The 22,879-nt window shown below is 46.1% G+C and carries 25 protein-coding genes and 1 rRNA gene; 15 read left to right on the top strand and 11 right to left on the bottom strand.

Annotated elements, in window-relative coordinates; translation table 11 throughout:
* A 16S ribosomal RNA gene (locus CWO08_RS20395) occupies positions 1 to 163 on the bottom strand; the annotation flags it as partial.
* Positions 164 to 733: 570 nt separating this feature from the next.
* Here CWO08_RS20395 and CWO08_RS20390 point away from each other — a divergent pair.
* Positions 734 to 1,279: a gamma carbonic anhydrase family protein gene (locus CWO08_RS20390; protein ID WP_108020985.1), complete on the top strand. Its 546-nt coding sequence runs from the start codon at positions 734 to 736 to the stop codon at positions 1,277 to 1,279.
* Here CWO08_RS20390 and CWO08_RS20385 read toward each other — a convergent pair.
* The 4 genes from CWO08_RS20385 to CWO08_RS20370 all read right to left on the bottom strand — a co-directional run bounded on the left by CWO08_RS20385 (position 1,276) and on the right by CWO08_RS20370 (position 3,963).
* A complete protein-coding gene (locus CWO08_RS20385; protein ID WP_048611195.1) occupies positions 1,276 to 1,545 on the bottom strand; it encodes a DUF1488 domain-containing protein in 270 nt (89 codons plus the stop codon). The genes CWO08_RS20390 and CWO08_RS20385 overlap by 4 nt on opposite strands.
* A gap of 17 nt (positions 1,546 to 1,562) precedes the next feature.
* On the bottom strand, positions 1,563 to 2,393 hold the full coding sequence (gene aroE, locus CWO08_RS20380) for a shikimate dehydrogenase (RefSeq protein ID WP_108020984.1): 831 nt from the start codon (positions 2,391 to 2,393) through the stop codon (positions 1,563 to 1,565).
* A 74-nt stretch (positions 2,394 to 2,467) separates the two neighbouring features.
* Positions 2,468 to 3,385 carry an oxygen-dependent coproporphyrinogen oxidase gene (gene hemF / locus CWO08_RS20375; RefSeq protein ID WP_102432374.1) on the bottom strand — a complete coding sequence of 306 codons (918 nt, stop codon included), beginning with the start codon at positions 3,383 to 3,385 and terminating at the stop codon, positions 2,468 to 2,470.
* A gap of 20 nt (positions 3,386 to 3,405) precedes the next feature.
* Entirely contained in the window at positions 3,406 to 3,963 is a 558-nt protein-coding gene (locus CWO08_RS20370) for an L-threonylcarbamoyladenylate synthase (RefSeq protein WP_102432375.1), read from the bottom strand.
* Positions 3,964 to 4,158: 195 nt separating this feature from the next.
* Between CWO08_RS20370 and purE the strand changes: the two genes are divergently transcribed.
* Both purE and CWO08_RS20360 read left to right on the top strand, forming a co-directional pair.
* Positions 4,159 to 4,644, top strand: a complete 486-nt coding sequence (gene purE, locus CWO08_RS20365; protein ID WP_017073863.1) for a 5-(carboxyamino)imidazole ribonucleotide mutase — start codon at positions 4,159 to 4,161, stop codon at positions 4,642 to 4,644.
* Between the two features lie 5 nt (positions 4,645 to 4,649).
* Positions 4,650 to 5,780, top strand: a complete 1,131-nt coding sequence (locus CWO08_RS20360; protein ID WP_048657838.1) for a 5-(carboxyamino)imidazole ribonucleotide synthase — start codon at positions 4,650 to 4,652, stop codon at positions 5,778 to 5,780.
* Between the two features lie 102 nt (positions 5,781 to 5,882).
* Here the strand turns inward: CWO08_RS20360 and CWO08_RS20355 are convergent, their stop codons facing one another.
* The 4 genes from CWO08_RS20355 to CWO08_RS20340 are packed head-to-tail and all read right to left on the bottom strand — an operon-like array spanning position 5,883 to position 9,144.
* Complete coding sequence (locus CWO08_RS20355; protein WP_004735775.1) at positions 5,883 to 6,452, bottom strand: type I DNA topoisomerase; 570 nt, start codon at positions 6,450 to 6,452, stop codon at positions 5,883 to 5,885.
* A 12-nt stretch (positions 6,453 to 6,464) separates the two neighbouring features.
* Positions 6,465 to 6,941, bottom strand: coding sequence for a DUF494 family protein (locus CWO08_RS20350; protein ID WP_048657837.1), 477 nt, complete (start codon positions 6,939 to 6,941; stop codon positions 6,465 to 6,467).
* 2 nt (positions 6,942 to 6,943) lie between these two features.
* Complete coding sequence (gene dprA / locus CWO08_RS20345) at positions 6,944 to 8,056, bottom strand: DNA-processing protein DprA (protein ID WP_102432377.1); 1,113 nt, start codon at positions 8,054 to 8,056, stop codon at positions 6,944 to 6,946.
* Entirely contained in the window at positions 8,053 to 9,144 is a 1,092-nt protein-coding gene (locus tag CWO08_RS20340; protein ID WP_102432378.1) for a LysM peptidoglycan-binding domain-containing protein, read from the bottom strand. Before CWO08_RS20340 ends, dprA begins: the two co-directional genes overlap by 4 nt.
* Before the next feature lie 140 nt (positions 9,145 to 9,284).
* Between CWO08_RS20340 and def the strand changes: the two genes are divergently transcribed.
* The 6 genes from def to CWO08_RS20310 all read left to right on the top strand — a co-directional run bounded on the left by def (position 9,285) and on the right by CWO08_RS20310 (position 15,769).
* Positions 9,285 to 9,797 (top strand): peptide deformylase, encoded by a 513-nt coding sequence (def, locus tag CWO08_RS20335; RefSeq protein WP_048611208.1) that lies wholly within the window; start codon positions 9,285 to 9,287, stop codon positions 9,795 to 9,797.
* A 37-nt stretch (positions 9,798 to 9,834) separates the two neighbouring features.
* Positions 9,835 to 10,782 carry a methionyl-tRNA formyltransferase gene (gene fmt / locus CWO08_RS20330; RefSeq protein ID WP_102432380.1) on the top strand — a complete coding sequence of 316 codons (948 nt, stop codon included), beginning with the start codon at positions 9,835 to 9,837 and terminating at the stop codon, positions 10,780 to 10,782.
* 92 nt (positions 10,783 to 10,874) lie between these two features.
* Entirely contained in the window at positions 10,875 to 12,155 is a 1,281-nt protein-coding gene (gene rsmB, locus CWO08_RS20325) for a 16S rRNA (cytosine(967)-C(5))-methyltransferase RsmB (RefSeq protein ID WP_017063007.1), read from the top strand.
* A gap of 109 nt (positions 12,156 to 12,264) precedes the next feature.
* Entirely contained in the window at positions 12,265 to 13,641 is a 1,377-nt protein-coding gene (trkA, locus tag CWO08_RS20320; protein WP_004735766.1) for a Trk system potassium transporter TrkA, read from the top strand.
* Between the two features lie 80 nt (positions 13,642 to 13,721).
* Positions 13,722 to 15,167 carry a TrkH family potassium uptake protein gene (locus CWO08_RS20315; protein WP_102432381.1) on the top strand — a complete coding sequence of 482 codons (1,446 nt, stop codon included), beginning with the start codon at positions 13,722 to 13,724 and terminating at the stop codon, positions 15,165 to 15,167.
* 26 nt (positions 15,168 to 15,193) lie between these two features.
* On the top strand, positions 15,194 to 15,769 hold the full coding sequence (locus tag CWO08_RS20310; RefSeq protein ID WP_102432382.1) for a DUF3157 family protein: 576 nt from the start codon (positions 15,194 to 15,196) through the stop codon (positions 15,767 to 15,769).
* Here CWO08_RS20310 and CWO08_RS20305 read toward each other — a convergent pair.
* Together CWO08_RS20305 and CWO08_RS20300 are read right to left on the bottom strand one after the other, a co-directional pair.
* On the bottom strand, positions 15,766 to 16,419 hold the full coding sequence (locus CWO08_RS20305) for a hemolysin III family protein (protein ID WP_108020983.1): 654 nt from the start codon (positions 16,417 to 16,419) through the stop codon (positions 15,766 to 15,768). The genes CWO08_RS20310 and CWO08_RS20305 overlap by 4 nt on opposite strands.
* Positions 16,420 to 16,575: 156 nt before the next feature.
* Positions 16,576 to 17,367 (bottom strand): sporulation protein, encoded by a 792-nt coding sequence (locus CWO08_RS20300; protein ID WP_048610874.1) that lies wholly within the window; start codon positions 17,365 to 17,367, stop codon positions 16,576 to 16,578.
* 283 nt (positions 17,368 to 17,650) lie between these two features.
* On the opposite strand from CWO08_RS20300, the gene CWO08_RS24055 reads away from it, so the two are divergent.
* The 6 genes from CWO08_RS24055 to CWO08_RS20275 all read left to right on the top strand — a co-directional run bounded on the left by CWO08_RS24055 (position 17,651) and on the right by CWO08_RS20275 (position 22,765).
* Positions 17,651 to 17,818 carry a hypothetical protein gene (locus CWO08_RS24055; RefSeq protein ID WP_004739323.1) on the top strand — a complete coding sequence of 56 codons (168 nt, stop codon included), beginning with the start codon at positions 17,651 to 17,653 and terminating at the stop codon, positions 17,816 to 17,818.
* 131 nt (positions 17,819 to 17,949) lie between these two features.
* Entirely contained in the window at positions 17,950 to 18,213 is a 264-nt protein-coding gene (locus CWO08_RS20295; RefSeq protein WP_009848104.1) for a YihD family protein, read from the top strand.
* A 325-nt stretch (positions 18,214 to 18,538) separates the two neighbouring features.
* A complete protein-coding gene (gene ccoG / locus CWO08_RS20290) occupies positions 18,539 to 19,957 on the top strand; it encodes a cytochrome c oxidase accessory protein CcoG (RefSeq protein WP_048662691.1) in 1,419 nt (472 codons plus the stop codon).
* A 74-nt stretch (positions 19,958 to 20,031) separates the two neighbouring features.
* Positions 20,032 to 21,018 (top strand): serine/threonine protein kinase, encoded by a 987-nt coding sequence (locus CWO08_RS20285; RefSeq protein ID WP_048657828.1) that lies wholly within the window; start codon positions 20,032 to 20,034, stop codon positions 21,016 to 21,018.
* Positions 21,019 to 21,073: 55 nt separating this feature from the next.
* Complete coding sequence (locus tag CWO08_RS20280; RefSeq protein WP_048657827.1) at positions 21,074 to 21,673, top strand: thiol:disulfide interchange protein DsbA/DsbL; 600 nt, start codon at positions 21,074 to 21,076, stop codon at positions 21,671 to 21,673.
* Between the two features lie 138 nt (positions 21,674 to 21,811).
* On the top strand, positions 21,812 to 22,765 hold the full coding sequence (locus CWO08_RS20275; protein ID WP_108020982.1) for a DUF2860 domain-containing protein: 954 nt from the start codon (positions 21,812 to 21,814) through the stop codon (positions 22,763 to 22,765).
* Positions 22,766 to 22,879 lie beyond the last annotated feature (114 nt).

Here is a 22,879-nt window from a genome sequence, read left to right as displayed (position 1 = left end):
GTTATCCCCCACATCAAGGCAATTTCCTAGGCATTACTCACCCGTCCGCCGCTCGACGCCCATTAACGCACCCAAAGGATTGTTAGTGTCGTTTCCGCTCGACTTGCATGTGTTAGGCCTGCCGCCAGCGTTCAATCTGAGCCATGATCAAACTCTTCAATTTAAGATTTTGTGACTCAACGAATACTGACTTCAAAACTATTCTTTATAAATAAAGAGTGTAATTTTAAAGCTATTACCATTCCAACAGAATGATAATGAATTGACTGTGCCGAATAACTACAAGTAGTTAAACGTATTGGTCACTCAGTTCATTGAAATCAATTTTGATTCCGAAGAATCTGTTTTATCTAACGATAAAACGTTTTGATATTCATCAACGAGTGCCCACACAGATTGATAGGTTTAAATTGTTAAAGAGCTTTTCCTTTTTGAGCTTCGCTCAAATCGGACGGCCATTTTAGCGATTTAAGTTTTAGTGTCAACCACTATTTTCAAAACTTTTTTCAAGCGCTTAGCTTGGCTAATTTGACCTGCTGATTCGTTTTGGTTTCTGTTGAAGCCATCCCGTGTCAGCGAGGTGGCATTATAGAGATTTCGATCACACTGGCAAGCCCTTTTTGAAGTTTTTCTTACTTTTTTGATTGTTCGAGCGTTTTTTGTTCAAAACACCCCATTTTCACTAGTATTCCCCTTAATTAAGGGCTTAAGGTGCCTATATAAAGGAGGATTTATGAGTTCAATACGCAGTTATAAAGGAATATCCCCTCAGATTGGGCAAGGTGTCTATATAGATACAAGTTCGGTACTGGTTGGTGATATCAAAATCGGTAACGACTCTAGCGTGTGGCCTTTGGTTGCAGCTCGAGGGGATGTGAACCACATTCATATTGGAGAGAGAACGAATATCCAAGATGGTAGTGTCTTGCACGTCACCCATAAGAATGCTGACAACCCTGAGGGTTATCCTCTACTAATAGGTAATGATGTCACTATCGGTCATAAAGTAATGCTGCACGGCTGCACCATTGAAGATCGTGTACTTGTTGGTATGGGAGCGATCGTGTTGGATGGCGTGATTATCCAAAAAGAAGTGATGATTGGTGCTGGTAGCTTAGTACGTGGCTTGTTCCAACTTGAAAGTGGTTATCTCTATGTAGGAAGCCCAGCAAAACAAGCACGCCCATTAAATGATAAAGAGCGTGCCTTTTTACAGAAGTCTGCAGACAACTATGTTCAGAATAAAAATGACTATCTAGACTCTGTACTTCCAGTCTAAAGCGCTTTGATCTGAATCCGATTAGAGGAGTCATACTCCTCTTCTTCTATTAACTCTTCCGCTAGCTCTTCAATATCGAAACGTAACTCTGAAAAGATAACTAAAGCTTGATCGCCTTCTTCTATATCTCTTCCTGCCAATTGTGATAATTCCTCAATAGACATGACACATTCAATCAATGCGCCCGACTGTTGTGCTGGGAACGTGATTGTTCGGCTCTCTTCATCCCAATCTTGGATATCAGGAAATAGAATTGATTGATTCATTTTTTATAAACACCCCATTACATCTCTAGATTTTTACGTAATTCTCTTAAGATCTGTTTTGTTCCCGGACGAAGACCACGCCAAAGCATAAAGCTTTCTGCTGCCTGCCCCACTAGCATACCCAAACCATCATAAGCAGCATGAACACCATTATCTAATGCCCATTGATTGAATACCGTCGTTCCAGATCCATAAACCATGTCATAAACGGCGCTAGTAGAATTGAAAATCACCTCAGACACTTCAGGAAGCTGCCCGCTTAGACCAGATGAGGTCGAGTTAATAATGACATCAAAGCCATCATTAACATCACTTAGCCCCATACCTTTGATATTTCCATGCGACGAAAACATCTCAGCCAATAGTTCTGCTTTTGAACTGGTTCGGTTAGCGATCACCAACTGTTGTGGCTTTTGGTCGAGAAGAGGTTGAATCACTCCTCTCGCAGCACCACCAGCGCCAAGAAGAAGAACACGTGCTCCCTTTAGCGTCACTTGATGTTGAAGCAGGTCTTGAACTAAACCCTCACCATCGGTGTTATCACCAATGATCTCTCCGTCATCTAACTTCTTAAGGGTATTTACGGCACCGGCTAGCTCAGCCCTCTCAGTTAGGCGATTGGCAAACTGATAGGCATCTTCTTTAAAAGGCGCTGTGACATTACATCCTCGACCACCTTCGCTGAAAAAGGATTTGGCAGCAGTGATAAATTCACCATGCTCTGGCTGCAGTGCTGTATAGGTAAGTTGTTGGCTGGTTTGGCGAGCAAATAATGTGTGAATGAATGGCGATTTGCTTTGCCCAATAGGGTTACCGAAAACGGCATAACGATCTACTTGCTGTGTCATATCCTTACCTAACAGAAATAAAAAAGGTCATCTATATAGATGACCCTATCACTATCCCTATAAGGAAGGAAGAACTACCAAACTCGAGGCTTTAGGTAGTCGCTATAAAGCAGAGCTTCTGGTGAACCCGCTTGTGGTTCGTAGCGGTATTCCCAACGAGCCAATGGCGGCATAGACATCAATATAGACTCTGTGCGCCCACCGCTTTGCAGACCAAATAAGGTGCCACGGTCATACACGAGGTTAAATTCAACATAGCGACCACGACGATAAAGTTGGAAGTCACGCTCGCGCTCACCGTAAGACGTCTCTTTGCGTCGTTCTACAATGGGTAAATAAGCGGCTGCAAAACCTTCACCGACCGCCTGCATATAAGCAAAGCTCTTTTCAAAGCCCCACTCATTCAGATCATCAAAGAACAGACCACCAACACCACGAGTTTCGTCTCGGTGAGGCAGATAGAAGTACTTGTCACACCATTCCTTGTGTTCTTGATAAACGTCATCACCAAATGGTGCACACAGGTCTTTAGCGGTTTGATGCCAATACTGGCAATCTTCGTCGAAAGGATAGAATGGTGTTAAATCAAAACCACCACCGAACCACCAGATAGGGTCTTCCCCTTCCTTTTCGGCAATAAAGAATCGTACGTTGGCGTGTGAGGTTGGGATATAAGGGTTTTTAGGGTGGATAACTAACGATACACCCATCGCTTCGAACTTACGCCCGGCTAATTCAGGGCGGTGAGCGGTTGCTGACGCTGGCATTGCCTTACCTGCAACGTGAGAAAAGTTAACACCACCTTGCTCAAAGACCGCACCATCAGTCATCACACGAGTACGACCTCCTCCTCCGAGGCGTTCGCCAGGTTCGCGCTCCCATGCATCTTCTTCAAATAGTGCACTACCATCAGCTTGTTCAAGCTGATGGCAAATCGAATCTTGTAGGTTCAGTAAAAACTGCTTTACTGCTTCTTTATCAATTGCTGACATTTTACTTTCCTTTGCAGGGTTTAACCCTGTCTTAATATTTTCGACGTTTTTGCATCTCTAATTTCGCTTGGCTTGTCACGACCACCCGTTTGACCTTCGAGAATAGCCACCAAATGTTGGCCGAGTTGCTGCTGAACTTCTTCAGTCGTCATACAAGGCGGTTCGCCCGTCAGGTTAGCACTGGTAGAGGTTAACGGCTTACCGAATTCATTACACATTCTTTGAACCAAAGGGTGATCCGTCACTCGCACAGCGATTGAATCAAACTGACCACTCACCCAGTCTGTCACCTTAGCACTGGTTGGCATAATCCAAGTTACCGGGCCTGGCCATGTGGCTTTTACTGTCGTCAGCTGCTCTTCCGTCAATTGGCTTTCATCTATGTAAGGTAACAGTTGCTCGTAGCTTGCAGCTATTAAGATCAAGCCCTTTTCAACCGGGCGCTGTTTTAACTCGAGTAATTTCTGGATGGCTTGTGGATTATCTGGATCACAACCGACCCCAAAAACGCCTTCGGTCGGGTAAGCAATGACTTCACCTTGTTGCAATGCCTGCAAAGTATGTTGAAAGTTATCCACGGGTTGCCTCATTAATTCAGTTATCTAACTCACTAAGTGTACAAATTATCATTCACTGTGACTAAAGCTATTTGTTTATAAAATGTATCAATTAACAACTTAGACTGACGCAAACGTTTTCCTTGGGCAATTTTACCCGTATAATGCGCGCAAAATATCTAATCACTAATTAAATCGTACCTGAAGGAGTTTGAGATGACTGTCGGTATTATCATGGGTTCTAAATCTGATTGGCCAACAATGAAGCTAGCTGCAGAAATGTTGGATCAGTTTGGCGTGGCGTACGAAACAAAAGTGGTTTCTGCTCACCGCACACCTCAGTTGCTTGCAGACTACGCAACCAGTGCGAAAGAGCGTGGTATTAAAGTGATTATTGCTGGCGCTGGCGGTGCAGCTCACCTACCAGGCATGGCAGCTGCCTTCACAAGCGTACCTGTTCTTGGTGTTCCAGTTCAATCTAAAGCATTGAAAGGCATGGACTCGCTACTTTCTATCGTGCAAATGCCAAAAGGTATCGCGGTAGGTACTCTGGCTATCGGTGAAGCTGGTGCAGCGAACGCTGGTATCCTAGCAGCGCAAATAATTGGTACACACAATGAAGATGTGATGGCAAAAGTAGAAGCGTTCCGCTCTGAGCAAACAGAAACGGTACTTGCAAATCCAAACCCTGCAGAGGACTAATTCCCATGCATGTTCTTGTGTTAGGCGCGGGCCAACTTGCTCGCATGATGTCCCTAGCTGGGGCACCGCTGAATATTGAAATTTCTGCTTTTGATGTTGGCAGCAAAAATATTGTTCACCCATTAACGCAAGCGATTCTAGGCAACGGCTTAGAAAATGCGATAGATCGCGCGGACGTCATTACTGCTGAGTTCGAACACATCCCTCATGATGTGCTTGAGGTATGTGAGCGCAGCGGTAAGTTCTTACCGACAACAGAAGCAATCAAAGCTGGCGGTGACCGTCGCCTTGAAAAAGCGCTGTTAGACGAAGCGAACGTGAAGAATGCTAAATACTACGTGATCAACTCTCGCGAAGACTTTGACGCAGCGATCGCTCACGTTGGCTTACCAATGGTATTGAAGAGTACACTTGGCGGCTACGATGGCAAAGGCCAGTGGCGCTTAAAGGCATTAGACAATGTTGACGTAACTTGGGCAGAAATGGCTGAGTGCATTGCCGCAACAGACAACCAAGCGATTGTGGCTGAAGAGTTTGTTCCGTTTGACCGCGAAGTATCACTGGTTGGTGCTCGTGGTACCAATGGCGAGATTCAAGTGTATCCACTGGCTGAAAATGTTCACACCGACGGCGTATTGAGCTTATCGACAGCGATTGATGACATTGAACTGCAAGAGCAAGCGAAAACCATGTTCACTGCCATTGCTGAACGCTTAGATTACGTTGGTGTACTCGCGCTAGAGTTCTTTGATGTTCAAGGTTCACTGCTGGTTAACGAGATTGCACCACGTGTTCATAACTCTGGCCACTGGACGCAGCAAGGCGCTGAAACTTGTCAGTTTGAAAACCACCTGCGTGCCGTGTGTGGGATGCCACTAGGTAGCACCAAGCTGATTCGTCCAACCGCAATGATCAACATTCTTGGTGAAGATACTCTACCTGAGGCTATTCTGGCTCAAGGCTGCTGTCATGTTCACTGGTATGGTAAAGAGAAGCGTGCAGGTCGTAAGATGGGCCACATTAATGTGAGCGCTGATTACAACGCAGAACTGCAAAGAGCGTTGTGCTCATTGTCTGATATTCTTGATCAGCAAGCCTACCCTGCTGTGCATGAGTTTGCTGAGCAGATGAAGTAAGCCTACGTTGGTTTATTGATATAAAAAGTTCATTGGATATAGAAACGGCGCTCATTGAGCGCCGTTTTTTTTCTGGTCATTCACTTACTGTGATTAACATGACTACTGAGATTGAATGTGATGACACTTGCGATCAGCACATTGCTTCTTAGTGCCACTGGCTGTTTTCTTCTCAAGTAACAACGGGAACTGGCACTCTTCACAACGACCTATAACTGGTGGCTGATTAACGGCGAACTTACACTTAGGGTAGTTATCACACGCATAAAAAGTTTTACCATAGCGAGATTTACGCTCAACCAAGTGGCCTCGACCACACTCAGGGCAGGCAACAAGTGGCTGTTCTTCAGGTTGTTCTTTCGGTTGATCCAAAGATTCGATGTGATTACACGTTGGATAACTACTACAACCAATGAACATCCCAAAGCGACCCTGCCTTAATACCAATTCGTTTTGGCACTTAGGACACGGAACGCCTAGCTCTTTCACCACATGACCATCATTTTGATGAAGAGGCTTGATGTAATCACAGCTCGGATACTGCTTACAGCCTAAAAATGGGCCGTGCTTACCATGGCGAAGCTGAAGCTCCCCACCACACTGCGGACATGGTTCATGCTCTAACGCATGTTCATGTGCTGAAAAAAGCTGATTATCAATCTTACTACTCATGACAAGCCTGTATTAATGCAAGATGCCTTGCTCTTTGGTGTACAACAGCTCTTCCATTTGCGTGTAAGCACTTTCATTACCCGGCACATTAAATAGCACCATTAAGATAATCCATTTCAGATCATCCAATTCAAATTCGTTGGTCTCAAGCCCCATCACACGATCAATAACCATTTCACGAATCTCTGTCGTGAGCACGTTGATCTGCTCTAGGAACAGTAAGAAACCTCGACACTCCATATTAATACGCGATACCTCTCGACTGGTGTAAACACGCATCGAGGTATTGGAGCACATAGTAATCGCCGCTTGGTTGTCGGTATCTTGCAGTGCAGCAAGATCTTCTAACCAATGGAGGGCCTTATAAATATCGTCTTGGTGAAACCCTGCTCGAAGAAGCTCATCTTCCAGCTCATCTTGATCCACCTGCAATTCAGAATCGCTATGGATGTAGGTTTCAAACAAGTACATCAGTATGTCCATCATCATAGCTAGCCTCTCCCCTTTCGAATATAGCCACCGGAAACTGCAACAACATGCCCTGAGAGCTCAAGCTCTAAAAGCTGCATCATGACCTCATGCACAGGTATATGGGTTCTCTGTGCCAAAATATCAACGGGTGTCGCCTCTAATCCTACGTTAGCTAACAGCTGTGGAAATGGCAATTGTTCATTTTCACTCTTGTTCGGCGTAGGTTCGAACAAACTGGGCTGCTGATCTATAGACCAGTCTAACAGACTCTTTATTTCAATTAGAACATCTTGAGCGCTCTGTACCAAACATGCTCCTGCCTTAATTAGACTGTTGCCTCCGCGACTGGTTGGGTTATGAATCGAACCGGGAAGCGCAAACACTTCGCGACCTTGCTCCATCGCATAACGCGCCGTAATCAAAGAACCGCTTTTCTCGGCCGCCTCAACGACGAGAGTCCCCAAAGACAACCCACTTATAATACGGTTACGCCGTGGGAAATGTTCAGGTCGAGGTTTAGCGTTTGGGCGGAATTCTGAAATCAACGCACCATTTTCACAGATCCTCTCCGCGAGATTTCGGTGTCGCGCAGGATAAATGGAATCCAAGCCAGAGCCCAACACAGCAAAAGTTTCCCCTCCTTTATCTAGAGCACCATCATGAGCATAGCCATCGATACCGAGCGCTAAACCACTGGTGACAATCAAGCCGTTTTGGACAAACTCTTTAGCGAAGGACTTCGCAGTTTGCAGCCCTTCAAGACTGGCGTTACGACTGCCGACCATCGCGATTTGAGGTTCAATCAGTTTTTCGACGTGTCCTTTAACGAAAAGAACACTGGGCGCAGAGGCAATCTCATTGAGGAGTTTGGGATAATGTGGGCAATTCGGGGTTATGATGTGATGGTTAGATTGTTTTGCTTGCCATGCTAAGCAAGCCTCCACTTCTTTAGGGGCTTGCTGTCTTAAGTAGGAGATTTGCTTGGCTGACAAACCAATCGCTTGCAGCTGTTGGCTGGAGTAACCAACAATATTCGATGGGGAATCAATGCTCAGCAGTCGAGAAAGGCGCTTGCCACCCAACTGCGGAACAAAACTTAAAGTTAACCAAGCACTCAGTTGTTGCTCATTCACTCGGTGCCCTTAACCTCTTCCGTCAACGCAAGATCCAAAGGCGATACCGCCAGAATGTCATTACTAACCGGCTTGGAGCTTTGAGTGATCAACGCCAAACTAAAATACTCGTAAGGGCGAATGACCATCAAACTACCCAGTGACGTACTTGGCAATTGCACCTTATCGCTCGCCGCTGATTCTTTATAGCTGTATTCACCTTGCTTACCAAACACCACAGCCCCGCTCTCGCTAAGGGTGAACATAGAGCCCTGGCGAAGGTTGTCCTGCGAGCCTTTGTTGATAACAACGACCTGATTCTTTGCGCTGTATTGGCTGCCATCCAATGAACCCAAGATATTGGCAAACTGACCCGCAGCACTAGGCGCTGGATAAAATGTGGTTGAGAGCTTCACCTGATCAACACCAAGCTCTGGCAACACAAGATCGTTAAGCAGTACTTCTTGCAGCTGAGTCTCTATCTGTAAGCTACTGAACTCAGCGTCCACTTCTTTTAAGCGTGCCGTGGCGACCAAACGCAACGAGGTCATACTCGCTTGAGGTTGCAGTCGCTGGTAGGTTTCAACGGCGCGGTAGATACCCCACTTTTGATGTTGTTGGTTGCCCGAGATAAACAACCGGTCTTCACCCGATAAGAATCTCTTACCATCACTGGTCCCTAACACTCGTTGAACCGATTGAATATCTTGCTGTTCAACCAAGCGATCAGATTGCAGATAAGGCAGAACCAGCCCCTCATTGACGGTTGGCACCGCTTTCTTCTCTGATACACGAATCTTAGGGCTTAGCTTAATGACGGGTTTGAGGCTCAAGACAGGCTCGCCATTAATCCAAACCAGCGACAATTTATCTCCGGGGTAAATAAGGTGAGGATTTTCTATCTCAGGGTTTACCTGCCATAACCTCGGCCACAGCCATGGACTATCGAGGTACATCGCAGAGATATCCCACAAAGTATCACCCTTTACCACCACGTACGCCTCGGGTGCGCCCTGCTTTATGGTTAAAGGTTGAGCACTATTTTCAGCCGTAGCGGCGAACGAAAGAGAGGCACAAACAAGAGAAAAAATGGGAGAAAAATGACGCATGACCTAGGTTCCTTGGTCTGAATATATGACATCTGATTTGAGAATTACCTTCAGGATGCTGTCATTTGACCTCTAAAATGTCTAGAATTGAGCCAACAAGGTTTAAGCTGTTTCGGCACAGTTCAATATTTCGAGTGTATATGTCTGTATTACAAGTATTAACATTACCAGATGATCGTCTACGTACCGTGGCGAAACCGGTAAAAGAAGTTACCCCAGAGATTCAAAAGTTCGTTGATGACATGATTGAAACCATGTACGACGAAGAAGGTATCGGCCTTGCGGCAACGCAAGTGGATTTCCACCAGCGCATCGTTGTTATCGATATTTCAGAAACACGTGACGAACCTATGGTTCTAATCAACCCTGAAATTACCGACAAACGTGGCGAAGATGGTATCGAAGAAGGCTGTCTGTCTGTACCAGGCGCTCGAGCTCTAGTACCTCGCGCTGCAGAAGTAACGGTTAAAGCATTAGACCGTGACGGCAACGAATTCACATTCGACGCTGACGACCTTCTGGCTATCTGTGTTCAGCACGAACTTGACCACCTAGAAGGCAAGTTGTTTGTTGATTACCTATCGCCACTAAAGCGTAAACGTATCCAAGATAAGCTAGCGAAGATTAAACGTTTCAACGAGAAACAGGGTTAATCACCGCTGCTATTACTAAATTAGAAGGAAGCCTACCTTGAGTCAGTCTTTAAGAATTGTCTTCGCAGGTACTCCGGATTTCGCCGCCCGTCACTTGGCGGCGTTGTTGTCTTCGGAGCATGAAGTTATTGCTGTTTACACACAGCCAGATCGCCCAGCAGGCCGCGGTAAAAAACTGACTGCGAGTCCAGTAAAAAACATCGCACTTGAAAACAATATTCCGGTTTACCAACCAGAAAACTTCAAGTCAGATGAGGCTAAGCAAGAGCTAGCGGATTTGAATGCTGACATCATGGTGGTTGTCGCTTACGGCTTATTGCTTCCGCAGGTTGTATTAGATACGCCTCGCTTAGGTTGTATCAACGTACATGGCTCTATCCTACCGCGCTGGCGTGGTGCTGCTCCGATTCAACGCTCTATTTGGGCGGGTGATAAAGAGACCGGCGTAACGATCATGCAGATGGATATCGGCCTAGATACTGGTGATATGCTAAGTATCGCAACGCTACCAATTGAAGCGACAGATACCAGCGCTTCTATGTACGAAAAGCTAGCAGGCCTTGGCCCTGATGCGCTTGTTGAGTGTTTATCTGACATCGCTTCTGGTAAAGCGGTGGCTGAAAAGCAAGACGACGAGCTTGCTAACTACGCCAAGAAGCTAAGCAAAGAAGAAGCGCGTATCAACTGGAGTGATGACGCTGCGCATATTGAGCGCTGCGTTCGTGCCTTCAACCCATGGCCAATGAGCCACTTTGAAGCTGCTGAGAACAGCATTAAAGTATGGCAAAGCCGTGTGGCAGAGCAAGCTTCTGATAAGCCTGCAGGTACCATTCTGCAAGCCGATAAAACTGGTATCTATGTAGCGACAGGGCAAGGCGTACTTGTTCTCGAACAACTGCAAGTTCCAGGTAAAAAAGCCATGTCAGTTCAGGATATCTTGAACTCACGTGCAAGCTGGTTTGAAGTTGGTACTCAACTTTCTTAATCCGCTTTTAAAGCTGTTAATTACGCAGCTTAGAAAACCTTTACGAGGGCAGAGATGCCCTCATGTATTCAAATAAATATTCGGTACCCCTCATGAATGTTCGCGCTGCTGCTGCAAATGTCCTATTCCAAGTTGTCGATAAAGGCCACTCTCTTTCACACGCTCTCCCTGCGGCTCAAAAAACGATCCGTCCGCGAGACCATGCTCTACTGCAAGAGATTTGCTACGGCGCACTTCGTTACCTGCCTCGTTTAGAGTCAATCGCTAACGAACTAATGGAAAACCCGCTTAAAGGTAAAAAGCGTGTATTCCACCACCTAATCTTGGTGGGCATTTACCAACTAAGCTTCATGCGTATCCCTTCGCATGCCGCGGTTGCTGAAACGGTTGAGGGTACTAAAACACTGCGTGGCCCAAGCCTGAGTGGTTTGATCAACGCTGTACTACGTAGCTACCTACGTGACCAAGAAGAACTAGACGAGAAAGCCGTTAGCCACAATGCAGGCAAATACGGCCACCCAAGCTGGATTCTAAAAATGCTTCAAGAGAGCTACCCAGATCAATGGGAGCAACTGGTTGAAGCAAACAACAGCAAGGCACCAATGTGGCTGCGCGTTAACCGCCAACACCACACTCGTGACGAGTATGTTGAGCTGCTTAAAAACGAAAACATTGAATACACATTGCACCCTGAAGCAGCCGATGCCATAAAATTAGCTGCACCTTGTGATGTTACTTTGCTTCCTGGCTTCGACAGAGGTTGGGTATCTGTGCAAGACGCTGCTGCTCAGCTTTCGGTTGATTACCTAACACCAAAAGATGGTGAGCTGATCCTAGATTGCTGTGCTGCGCCAGGTGGTAAAACGGCACACATTCTTGAGCATACCAACGATACTGAAGTGGTTGCGATTGACTGCGACATCAAACGTCTAGACCGTGTTTACGATAACCTTGAGCGTCTGCAACTGCGTGCCGACGTAATTTGTGGCGATGCTCGCTACCCTGAAGAGTGGTGGATGGGTGATAAGTTCGACCGTATTCTGCTTGATGCACCTTGTTCAGCGACTGGCGTAATTCGCCGTCACCCTGACATCAAGTGGCTACGTCGTGCATCTGACATTGACGCGCTGGCTGAACTGCAAAGCGAGATTATGGATGCTATGTGGCGTCAGCTGAAAGAAGGCGGCACCATGGTTTATGCGACATGTTCTATCACGCCGCAAGAAAACGTGCTGCAAGTGAAAGCATTCCTAGCACGTACAGAGAACGCAACGCTGGTTGGGTCTGATATCGAAAATCCGGGTCGTCAAATACTGCCTGGGGAAGAAGATATGGATGGCTTCTACTACGCAGTTCTAGTAAAACAGGCATAACAACTAACAGCGGCTAAGAATTTATTTCTTAGCCGCTGTTTCTTTCTAGTGCATTATCGAAGCAAAATGCACGCACTAGAATTACCACGGCAAAAATAAGAGAAAGGCTATGAAGATCATTATCCTAGGTGCTGGACAAGTTGGCGGTACCCTTGCTGAAAACCTAGTTGGTGAAAACAACGACATCACCATTGTCGACCGTAATGCTGACCGACTTCGTGAACTTCAGGATAAGTACGACCTTAGGGTTGTAAACGGTTATGCCAGCCACCCAAACACACTACGTGAAGCAGGTGCGCAAGATGCCGACATGTTGGTTGCCGTAACCAATATGGATGAAACCAATATGGCTGCGTGTCAGGTTGCTTTCTCTCTTTTCAATACGCCAAACCGAATTGCTCGTATTCGTTCTCCTCAATACCTAGAAGAAAAAGAAGCACTATTCAAATCAGGTGCTATCCCAGTAGACCACCTGATCGCACCCGAAGAGCTAGTGACCAGCTACATCGAACGCCTGATTCAATATCCAGGTGCATTGCAGGTTGTGAGCTTTGCTGAACAGAAAGTTAGCCTAGTAGCAGTAAAAGCCTACTACGGTGGTCCACTGGTCGGTAACGCCCTATCTGCTTTGCGTGAGCACATGCCGCACATCGATACGCGTGTTGCGGCTATCTTCCGTCAAGGTCGCCCTATTCGCCCACAAGGCACCACCATCATTGAAGCCGATGATGAAGTGTTCTTTGTAGCGGCAAGTAACCATATCCGCTCAGTGATGAGTGAGCTGCAACGCCTAGAGAAACCGTACCGCCGCATCATGATTGTCGGTGGTGGTAACATTGGTGCAAGCTTGGCTAAACGCCTTGAACAGAGCTACAGCATCAAACTTATCGAGCGCAGTTACACTCGTGCCGAGAAGTTGTCTGAAGAATTAGAAAACACCATCGTCTTCTGTGGTGATGCCGCAGACCAAGAGCTGCTGACCGAAGAGAACATCGATCAAGTGGACGTGTTCATTGCCCTAACCAATGAAGATGAAACCAACATCATGTCAGCGATGCTGGCTAAGCGAATGGGTGCCAAGAAGGTAATGGTACTGATTCAGCGTGGTGCTTACGTCGACCTTGTTCAGGGTGGTGTGATTGATATTGCTATCTCTCCACAACAAGCGACCATTTCTGCGCTACTCACTCACGTTCGTCGTGCTGATATTGTAAACGTATCATCTCTGCGTCGCGGCGCTGCTGAAGCGATCGAAGCGATTGCTCACGGTGACGAAACCACATCTAAAGTGGTTGGCCGAGCTATTGGCGACATCAAACTACCACCGGGTACCACTATTGGTGCGATTGTTCGCGGAGAAGAGGTGCTTATCGCGCACGATAGAACCGTTATCGAACAAGATGACCACGTAGTTATGTTCCTAGTGGACAAGAAATACGTACCTGATGTTGAGTCTCTATTCCAACCGAGCCCGTTCTTCTTATAGCCTTGTTCTCGTAAGCTTGTTCTCACTACCTTCTTCTTGTGAGAACGACGCTTCGGCACAAAGCGATGGTCTATTAAGCTATGGTCAACTTTCGTCCGATATTATTAGTGATAGGGTTAGTGTTATCAAAACTCGCCCTTTTCATGTACATCCCTACATTGGTTGCCTTTTTTACAGGCACCGGTGGCTTCCTCGAGTTTGGTCAGTCGGTAGTGATCACGCACATAGTGGCGTTCATCTGCTTGAGTTTAGGCCGTTCAGCTAAGTTCCGACTTGGGGTACGGGACATGTTCCTGATCACCTCTCTGGTATGGACGATTGCCAGTGCCTTTGCTGCACTGCCGTTTGTCTTCATCAACCACATCAGCTTCACCGACGCCTATTTTGAAACCATGTCTGGTATCACCACGACTGGCTCAACTGTATTGAGCGGCTTAGACAGCATGGCACCAAGCATTCTGTTGTGGCGCTCTATACTGCAATGGTTAGGCGGCATCGGCTTCATCGTTATGGCGGTAGCGGTTCTGCCAATGCTTAACGTCGGTGGCATGCGCCTATTCCAAACCGAGTCCTCCGATTGGTCAGATAAAAGCAGCCCACGAGCGAAAACGGTCGCGAAGAACATCGTGGCGGTTTATCTGGTCCTGACTGGCTTATGCATCATTAGCTATCTGTTTGCAGGCATGGGCATCTTTGATGCGATCAATCACGCCTTCACAACACTGTCGACGGGTGGTTACTCAACATCAGATAGCTCAATGAACCACTTCTCTAACAGTGCTCACTGGGTGGGAACCCTGTTCATGTTCCTAGGTGGTTTGCCGTTCTTACTGTTTGTTGGCGCACTGCGTGGTAGAAAACTCTCAATCCTCTACAAAGACGCTCAAGTGAGAGGTTTCACGTATCTATTCTTGGTCACCAGTGCCGTAATATCGACATGGCTGGTGGTTAGGGATGACTACACCATCATGGATGCAATGCGTGTTTCGATGTTCAACATAGTGTCAGTCGTCACCACAACCGGTTTTGGCTTAGAAGACTTCACCGCGTGGGGCGCACTACCGACTACCTTGTTCGCGTTTTTAATGATGGCGGGCGCGTGCTCGGGGTCAACCTCTGGCGGTATCAAAATCTTCCGCTTCCAGATCGCGATGACCATGCTTCATAAACAAATGATGAAGCTGATCCACCCATCTGGTGTCTTTGTTCAGCGCTATAACCAACGCCCAGTGAATGACGACATTGTGCGCTCACTAGTCGCATTTGGTTTGATGTTCTTTATTACGATTATCTTAATTGCAGGTGGCTTGAGTGCGATGGGACTTGATCCTGTGACCAGTATATCTGGCGCTATCACAGCCGTTGCCAACGTTGGTCCTGGCATGGGCAGTGTGATCGGTCCAACCGGGAATTTTGCGCCGCTGCCAGACGCTGCAAAGTGGTTATTAAGCCTTGGTATGTTGATGGGAAGACTCGAGATACTGACGCTGATCGTTCTATTCTTCCCAGCCTTCTGGCGACGCTAATTGCACGAATATTTAAGGAAAAAGAGATGAAATCATACCTACTTATCGCAAGCGCACTGCTGAGCAGTTCAGCCTTCGCCGACCAAATGGTGACTCTACAAGATGGAAAACAAGTACTGCTGAAAGACGACTTTACGTGGCAGTACGTGGCACAGAAACAAGCGGAAGAAGTAGCGACAACTTCAGAGATCGCCGAGCCTGTCGCAGCAGTACCCGTAGTCGCTGTCCCAGTTACGACGAACACGCGTGGCACTACGATTGTAGTGAATAGTAAAAAGCCAAGCTTACAGCTGTCTCAATCAGGAGTGGATGTTGTATTGGGTGCAAGTCGCTATGAAGGTGGTGAACTTATCATTCCGACAGCCATCACCAACCAAGGCACTCAAGCTGTCATTTTAGTATCACTTAACATCAGCGTATTTACTGCAGAAGGTACGTTGTTGGCAGAAGAAGAAATTGCTGTATGGAAATCAATCAAACGTATGGCTGACACATACTTGCGACCAAAAACAGGTGAAGAAGGCAAGCTAATCAAGATCGACCTAGAACAACACCCTGAATATCAGATTAAAGCTGAGATTACTGAAGTACTGGCTCGCTAAACCGGAGTCACGTACAGATAGATAGCGAAGAAATGGCAAGCGCAACCCGCCAATACAAACAAGTGCCAGATTGCATGGTTGTAAGGGATGCGTTTTGCAACATAGAAAATCACACCCAGCGAATAGATCACCCCGCCAACCGCTAACAACACCAAACCACCTATATCGATGTTCATCGCTAATTGATAAACAACAATCAAAGATAGCCAGCCCATCGCTAAGTAAATGAACAGCGATAAGCGCTTGAATCGGTAAACGAAGGCAATCTTCATGATGATACCGACCAGCGCAATTCCCCAAATAACCGCCATCAAGCCCATCGCCAATGGGGTTCTTAAGCCAACCAATAAAAACGGCGTGTAGCTACCTGCGATCAGTAAATAAATCGCACAGTGATCGAGGGTTTTTAGTAAACGCTTAGTTTTTTCTGTGGTGATCGAGTGATAAAGCGTGGAAGCAAGAAAGAGCAGGATAATGCTGCTGCCATAGATTGTCATACTGGCAACCGTCAACATGTCGGCTTGGTAATCAAACGCGCGAATCAGTAGCAAGATCAAACCAATAACGCCAAGCACGACGCCCAAGCCGTGGGTTATCGCATTAGCGCGTTCTTCGATGTCGCTGTATTCGCTAGCTGATGATGCAAACATGAGTATCCTACTAGAGTAAATGTTCAATTGACCTAGTATTGCACATTAAGCTTACACGTGTAAGCTTAAATTTTTATGACAGCTTTTATGACATCAATGACGCCTAAACAGTGTGATAAGGCTAGGCTCTCTAAAGCTAAAGAACCAAAAAGCGAATTAAGAGGCGCTATCTAGATACTCAAGTACCATCTTGCCGGCTTCTTCTGGAGAGGTATCGAGTGGCACACTCAATTGACGCTGTAGCTGGCCCACTCCCAATAAACTCGCCAACATGCCTTTGGCACCGTCGCGATTGCGATCTATCTCAAACCAAAGCTTAAGCTCAGTTTCGTCACGATGGGCAACAACTTCAAGCTCACGCCAGCGGCCATGATAAGGACCCGTAGTCGGCACAAACTCAAACTCTTGTACAAATGGCAGTTCAAAGCCTTCTACCGCTTCACACTCCACTTGGCGAATGCGCAGCCCTTGAGCTTCAAGTTCGTTAAAAATACCATCGAGGAGTGCATCAGGACGAACCGTTAAGATGTCTTTATCCGATGGATCAATTGCCATCGCAATATCCAACCCGGTTTCTAGCCACACCTTTGAATCACCAATCGTGACCGGTGTGTTCAGCGGGACATCAAACTCACATTCAAAATCACGGGTTTCACCCGGCTGAATAACAAAGGCATACGGCAGGCTCCATTTGGCCAACGAGTATGTCTGGTGCATTCGACGTGTTTGACCACCTTCTTGCCTTTGCGAGTTCATGGTAACTTCTTTAACGTAACGACAGCACAAGTTGAGATCGATATTGTCGATCTCTTGTGGCTGAGCGCCACCATAGACATGCACAATAATGCTCGCCTTCTTACCTGGATAAAGCACTTCCTGTTGCAATACAGAATCCACCTTGGCAGATCCAATTCCAAAACTTGCTAACGTTTTCTTTAAGAACGACATATGCACCTCCTTTAAAGCATCATCTTAAGCCTGAAAGAGGTTCAAACTCAAATATACTGCTCACACTATTTTAGCTCTAATATCGTTTAATTATCACTCAGGCGTCGATCGATAACTTAGATAGTGATAATCTAAGCCTTGATATGCATGCATATCATTATCCTGATTTATTCTTCGGATTGGCGAAAGCCAGACGAGTAACGCTTCAAGCAATTGAAGTGGAGCTCATGGTAAATCAGGCCATTAGATTGGCAATGGATATGCCTGACCGTTAGGTAAATTAATGCGCCCAACAGCTGTCAGGTTCTCGCACACCAACCGTAGTGCGATGCGTCGTCGTAGTGGCTTTGTTGCTGCTCCAACGGCTAAGAAATTGGCTCCTACAATGACTCTAGTTGAGAAGACTGCTTTATTAGCACCGACTACAACAAAAGTGATTAAAGCCGCTTAACAAAAAGCGCAGTTTTTACTGCGCTTTTTTCTTGCCCGCTTCCATCTTGAAATGTGTTTACACATTGGTATTCCCTACCCGATTTGATACCTTAGCCACAAATCATTATAAAATTTGTGGAGAAATAAAGTATGAAGTGTCACCGCATTGAAGAACTGCTTGAACTGATGGAGCCTGAGTGGCAGAAAGATCAAGAGCTTAACCTATTAGAGTTCATCATTAAGCTATCAAAAGAAGCGGGCTACCAAGGCAAGCTTGAAGAACTGACTGACGATGTTCTTATCTACCACCTAAAAATGCGCAACAGCGAAAAAGATGAAATGATCCCAGGCCTGAAAAAAGACCAAGAAGATGATTTCAAAACCGCAATTCTAAAAGCACGTGGCCTTCTTTAGTCGCCCATTTGTTTAGAACTCAATTGCCGTATAGATAAAACACTCAATTTAAAAAGCGACCGCCAGGTCGCTTTTTTGTTTCTGTTCGCTATTTTTTCGTCACAACTGTTATGACTTTTGTTGTTAAAGGTTGATAGCGTTAAAGAAATGAGAACAAGATTGTCGCTATAATCGCCATCCATAAGAATCTTCTAAAATAATAAGAGTGAGTGCGATAACAACAAATGCACCAAGCTCAATTTCAACAGGTTCTCTAAACCATACTTTCAAGTAATGTCGTCATGCCCGATTTAACCGGGCAAACAAGCCACAAAAAGGATAGTTCATGAGTCAGGATAAAATCGATATCAAAGATGTGACTCCTAAAACCTTTAACCCGAAAACACATAAAGGTAATGGAGATCGATTTAACCCAAGTAACCGAATCTATGTTCGAGAAAGCAAAGGTAAATTCCAACAACTGCGTCGTTATGGCGGTTGGTTCTTACTTTTACTTTTTGCGCTTATTCCATGGATTCCATTTGGTGAACGCCAAGCGATCTTGCTCGATATCGGCAACCAACAGTTCAACTTCTTTGGCACCACCTTATACCCGCAAGATCTGACCCTACTCGCGATCCTATTTATGATTGCTGCGTTTGGCTTATTCTTCATAACCACCTTCTTAGGCCGTGTCTGGTGTGGCTATTTATGCCCGCAAACCGTCTGGACCTTCATGTACATTTGGTTCGAAGAGAAACTAGAAGGTGCTGCCAATAAACGAAGAAAACAAGACTCGGGCAAACTAACGAGCAATTTAATCCTCAGAAAAACCCTCAAACACATTGCGTGGTGGGCGATTGCCATTGCGACGGGCTTAACCTTTGTTGGTTACTTCATCCCAATTAAAGAGTTAGTGGTTGGCTTCTTTACCTTTAACTCGTCTTTCTGGCCGGTGTTTTGGGTACTGTTCTTTGCTGGGTGTACTTATGCCAATGCTGGTTGGATGCGCTCGATTGTTTGTCTGCACATGTGTCCTTACGCGCGTTTCCAATCGGCAATGTTCGACAAAGACACCTTCATCGTGGGCTACGATTCAGAACGCGGTGAAAGCCGTGGCCCTCGCTCTCGTAAAGCCGATCCAAAAGAGCTTGGTCTAGGCGACTGTATTGACTGTAATCTATGTGTTCAAGTGTGCCCAACGGGTATCGATATCCGTGACGGCCTGCAATATGAGTGTATTAACTGCGGCGCGTGTATTGATGCCTGTGACAACACCATGGAGCGTATGGGCTACGAGAAAGGCCTGATCAACTACACCACCGAGCACAGACTTGAAGGTCACTCGACCAAGGTAATGCGTCCTAAACTGTTGGGCTATGGCGCCATCTTGATCGTGATGCTGGGCTTGTTCTTCGCCCAAATCGCGAGCGTTGATCCTGCCGGCCTAAGTGTTCTGCGTGACCGAAACCAGTTGTTCAGAGTCAATAACCAAGGGTTGGTTGAAAACACCTACACCTTGAAAGTGATCAACAAGACTCAACAAGAGCAAGAGTACAAGCTCGATGTTAGCGGACTGCCCGATTCTATCTGGTACGGCAAACAGACGATTACTGTCGATCCAGGCGAGGTTTTAAACCTACCTATCAGTTTAGGCGCCGACCCAGAAAAACTGAGCTCACCAGTTTCGACAATTCAGTTTATACTCTCGGATAATGAAGAGTTTACGATGGAAGTCGAAAGCCGCTTTATCAAGAAGCTCTGATACCAGCCTCCTTAGCGCTTGGTATAACAACCCAATAAATGGAAAAAGGCTCAGTAATGAGCCTTTTTTATTCTATGACGATGCAAGCCTTTAACTTTGATAACCTGACTCCTGACTTCATGTGGTACGCACTGGAGAGTATTGGAGTTCGTGCCGAATCCGGGCTTCTTGCTCTCAACAGTTACGAAAACCGGGTCTATCAATTCACCGATGAAGACCGTAAACGCTACGTCGTTAAGTTTTATCGTCCGCAGCGCTGGAATAAAGCCCAGATCCAAGAAGAGCACGACTTCGCGTTAGAACTGATTGAACAAGAGATGCCTGTCGCTCCACCAATGCGAGTCAACGGTGAAACCTTGCATGAATATCAAGGCTACCTGTTTGCATTGTTCGAAAGCGTTGGCGGCAGACAGTATGAAGTGGATAACCTAGACCAACTAGAAGGTGTAGGACGCTTCCTAGGCCGAATTCACAAAGCGAGTGCAGGAAGAACATTCCAACATCGCCCGACCATCAGCTTAGATGAATACCTTTATCAGCCACGTAAGATTCTAGAGAACTCTCAGTTTATCCCGACACACCTAGAAAACGCGTTCTTCAATGACGTTGACCTTCTGATAAAAGAGCTAGAGAGTCAGTGGCCGAGCAACATTGACAACATCCGCCTGCATGGTGATTGCCACCCAGGCAACATCTTGTGGCGCGATGGACCAATGTTCGTCGACCTTGATGACGCACGTAATGGCCCTGCGATACAAGATCTGTGGATGCTACTCAACGGTGAACGCCAAGATAAACTGATGCAACTCGATATTCTGCTAGAGAGTTATCAAGAGTTTTGCGATTTTAATACCTCGCAACTGAAACTAATCGAACCACTACGCGGTCTACGTATGGTGCATTACATGGCATGGTTAGCGAAGCGATGGCACGATCCAGCGTTTCCTTTAGCCTTCCCGTGGTTTAATGATCCGAAATATTGGGAGCAACAAGTACTTGCTTGTAAAGAGCAAATTGCTACCCTGCAAGAGCCACCACTTTCGTTAATGCCTCAGTGGTAACAGCAATCGCAACATACAACTAGATAAAAATTCAAACATAATGGAGATTGGATAAATGAAAAAGCTATTCGCATTTTTCTCATTGATCATGTTGAGCCTTTCAGCTCACGCTGCGAAATTTAACGAAGGTGAACACTACAAAGTTCTCGATCTAGAAGCATCAAAAAAACCAATGGTGACAGAGTTCTTCTCTTTTTACTGCCCACACTGTAATAGCTTTGAGCCAATCATCCAGCAGCTAAAACAGCAGCTACCTAAAGACGCTAAGTTACAGAAGAACCATGTTTCATTCATGGGTGGCAACATGGGTCTGCCAATGAGCAAAGCTTACGCGACCATGATTGCACTGAAAGTTGAAGACAAAATGGTACCAGTGATGTTTAACCGCATCCACACCATGAACAAGCCACCACGTGATGAAGCCGAATTGCGTCAAATCTTCCTAGATGAAGGCGTTGATGCTAAGAAATTCGATGCGGCATACAACGGCTTTGCTGTAGATTCTATGGTTCGTCGCTTCGACAAAGCATTCAAAGACAGCGGCCTTTCTGGCGTACCAGCAGTCATAGTGAATAACCGCTACCTAGTAGAAGCTCAAGGTATCAGCTCTCTTGATGAGTACTTCGAGCTCGTTAACTTCTTATTGAAGAAGTAAGCCATTGATGAAAGGAAGCTTCGGCTTCCTTTTTTTACTAGTTCAAAAATCATCATTGATAAATAATCAGCCAAAAAACGTAGTACTTTACTGATATTAATAACCCGTCCTAAGAATCGGTGGGCAAGGAGCCCTTAAATGAACATAAAAATAACTCTCCTGGCATTGAGCGTTGCTACTGCGCCCGCGTTTGCCAAGCTTGCTGATGAGCCAGGTTTCAGTGGTGAAATATCTATCAACACCGGTGTCACTTCTTCGACCTCAAATTTTAATACCGACGCTGACAGTAAGATCGCCTCAACCAATCAAAAAGCTTCGTCTGAGAGCTCGTTTTTAGTTGCACCTCTCGGCAGCATTGCTTACACCTTTGGTGAAAAGCTGAACCACCAGGTTTACACAGGTACCGCTCGTGATGACGTAGCGACAGGTACTGTAGTGCTAGAGGTTGGTTACAAATACCAGCTTGAGTCTGGCATGGTGATCGACGCTTCACTGCTGCCAACCATTATGTCGGGTGAAACTTGGGCTGATCCGTACAACACCACATCAGCTCGCACGAAGACCGATGAAACTGGCAATGCGTTTCGTTTGAAGCTAAGCAACATTGTGGGGGCAGCTTTCTCGCTAGACATGGCCTACGCCACCAAAGATGTGGAAGAAGATCGCGTTGAAGAAGCACTAAAACGCGACGCCGATACCTTCTACCTGAAAGGTCAATATCGCCAGCCGATTAGCCGTACTATGATGCTGGTACCGTCTTTGATTTATCAATCAAGTGATGCGGACGGCGATGCAGCATCGTTCGAGCAGTTCGGTGGTGAGGTCAGCTTATTTGGTGGTATGGGACGTCACCAATACGCACTAACGGCGGGTTACAACCAACGCTCTTATGATGCAAGCAGCATCACTTTCCAAAAGAAACGCAGCGACGACAACATCAATCTATTCGCCGCCTATGAATATGATCAATTCATGGATTGGGAAAACTGGTCGTTCGTATCTCTTGCGGGTTACGGCACTAGCGATTCCAATATCACCTTCTACGACGAGTCTCAATACATCGTTTCAGTTGGCTTGAACTACAAATTCTAACTCCAGCCAGCGCCAATAAATTATCAAACCAAAGCCTGCTCACTGAAGCAGGCTTTTTTGTTTGTATACCAATCACAGTAAATAAATGGCCAGTTGTTTACTACCATTGGCATG

The sequence above is a fragment of the Vibrio sp. 10N.286.48.B8 genome, assembly GCF_003050085.1.
GTDB classification, from domain to species: Bacteria; Pseudomonadota; Gammaproteobacteria; order Enterobacterales; family Vibrionaceae; genus Vibrio; species Vibrio crassostreae.
This window is presented reverse-complemented; position numbering and strand designations above follow the sequence as displayed.

Bases quoted from the DNA above. Each gene is read 5' to 3' on its own strand.
- CWO08_RS20390 (WP_108020985.1), top strand. From the start codon at position 734: ATGAGTTCAATACGCAGTTATAAAGGAATATCCCCTCAGATTGGGCAA.
- CWO08_RS20385 (WP_048611195.1), bottom strand. From the start codon at position 1,545: ATGAATCAATCAATTCTATTTCCTGATATCCAAGATTGGGATGAAGAG.
- aroE (WP_108020984.1), bottom strand. From the start codon at position 2,393: ATGACACAGCAAGTAGATCGTTATGCCGTTTTCGGTAACCCTATTGGG.
- hemF (WP_102432374.1), bottom strand. From the start codon at position 3,385: ATGTCAGCAATTGATAAAGAAGCAGTAAAGCAGTTTTTACTGAACCTA.
- purE (WP_017073863.1), top strand. From the start codon at position 4,159: ATGACTGTCGGTATTATCATGGGTTCTAAATCTGATTGGCCAACAATG.
- CWO08_RS20360 (WP_048657838.1), top strand. From the start codon at position 4,650: ATGCATGTTCTTGTGTTAGGCGCGGGCCAACTTGCTCGCATGATGTCC.
- CWO08_RS20355 (WP_004735775.1), bottom strand. From the start codon at position 6,452: ATGAGTAGTAAGATTGATAATCAGCTTTTTTCAGCACATGAACATGCG.
- CWO08_RS20350 (WP_048657837.1), bottom strand. From the start codon at position 6,941: ATGATGATGGACATACTGATGTACTTGTTTGAAACCTACATCCATAGC.
- CWO08_RS20340 (WP_102432378.1), bottom strand. From the start codon at position 9,144: ATGCGTCATTTTTCTCCCATTTTTTCTCTTGTTTGTGCCTCTCTTTCG.
- def (WP_048611208.1), top strand. From the start codon at position 9,285: ATGTCTGTATTACAAGTATTAACATTACCAGATGATCGTCTACGTACC.
- rsmB (WP_017063007.1), top strand. From the start codon at position 10,875: ATGAATGTTCGCGCTGCTGCTGCAAATGTCCTATTCCAAGTTGTCGAT.
- trkA (WP_004735766.1), top strand. From the start codon at position 12,265: ATGAAGATCATTATCCTAGGTGCTGGACAAGTTGGCGGTACCCTTGCT.
- CWO08_RS20315 (WP_102432381.1), top strand. From the start codon at position 13,722: ATGGTCAACTTTCGTCCGATATTATTAGTGATAGGGTTAGTGTTATCA.
- CWO08_RS20310 (WP_102432382.1), top strand. From the start codon at position 15,194: ATGAAATCATACCTACTTATCGCAAGCGCACTGCTGAGCAGTTCAGCC.
- CWO08_RS20305 (WP_108020983.1), bottom strand. From the start codon at position 16,419: ATGTTTGCATCATCAGCTAGCGAATACAGCGACATCGAAGAACGCGCT.
- CWO08_RS20300 (WP_048610874.1), bottom strand. From the start codon at position 17,367: ATGTCGTTCTTAAAGAAAACGTTAGCAAGTTTTGGAATTGGATCTGCC.
- CWO08_RS24055 (WP_004739323.1), top strand. From the start codon at position 17,651: ATGCGCCCAACAGCTGTCAGGTTCTCGCACACCAACCGTAGTGCGATG.
- CWO08_RS20295 (WP_009848104.1), top strand. From the start codon at position 17,950: ATGAAGTGTCACCGCATTGAAGAACTGCTTGAACTGATGGAGCCTGAG.
- ccoG (WP_048662691.1), top strand. From the start codon at position 18,539: ATGAGTCAGGATAAAATCGATATCAAAGATGTGACTCCTAAAACCTTT.
- CWO08_RS20285 (WP_048657828.1), top strand. From the start codon at position 20,032: ATGACGATGCAAGCCTTTAACTTTGATAACCTGACTCCTGACTTCATG.
- CWO08_RS20280 (WP_048657827.1), top strand. From the start codon at position 21,074: ATGAAAAAGCTATTCGCATTTTTCTCATTGATCATGTTGAGCCTTTCA.
- CWO08_RS20275 (WP_108020982.1), top strand. From the start codon at position 21,812: ATGAACATAAAAATAACTCTCCTGGCATTGAGCGTTGCTACTGCGCCC.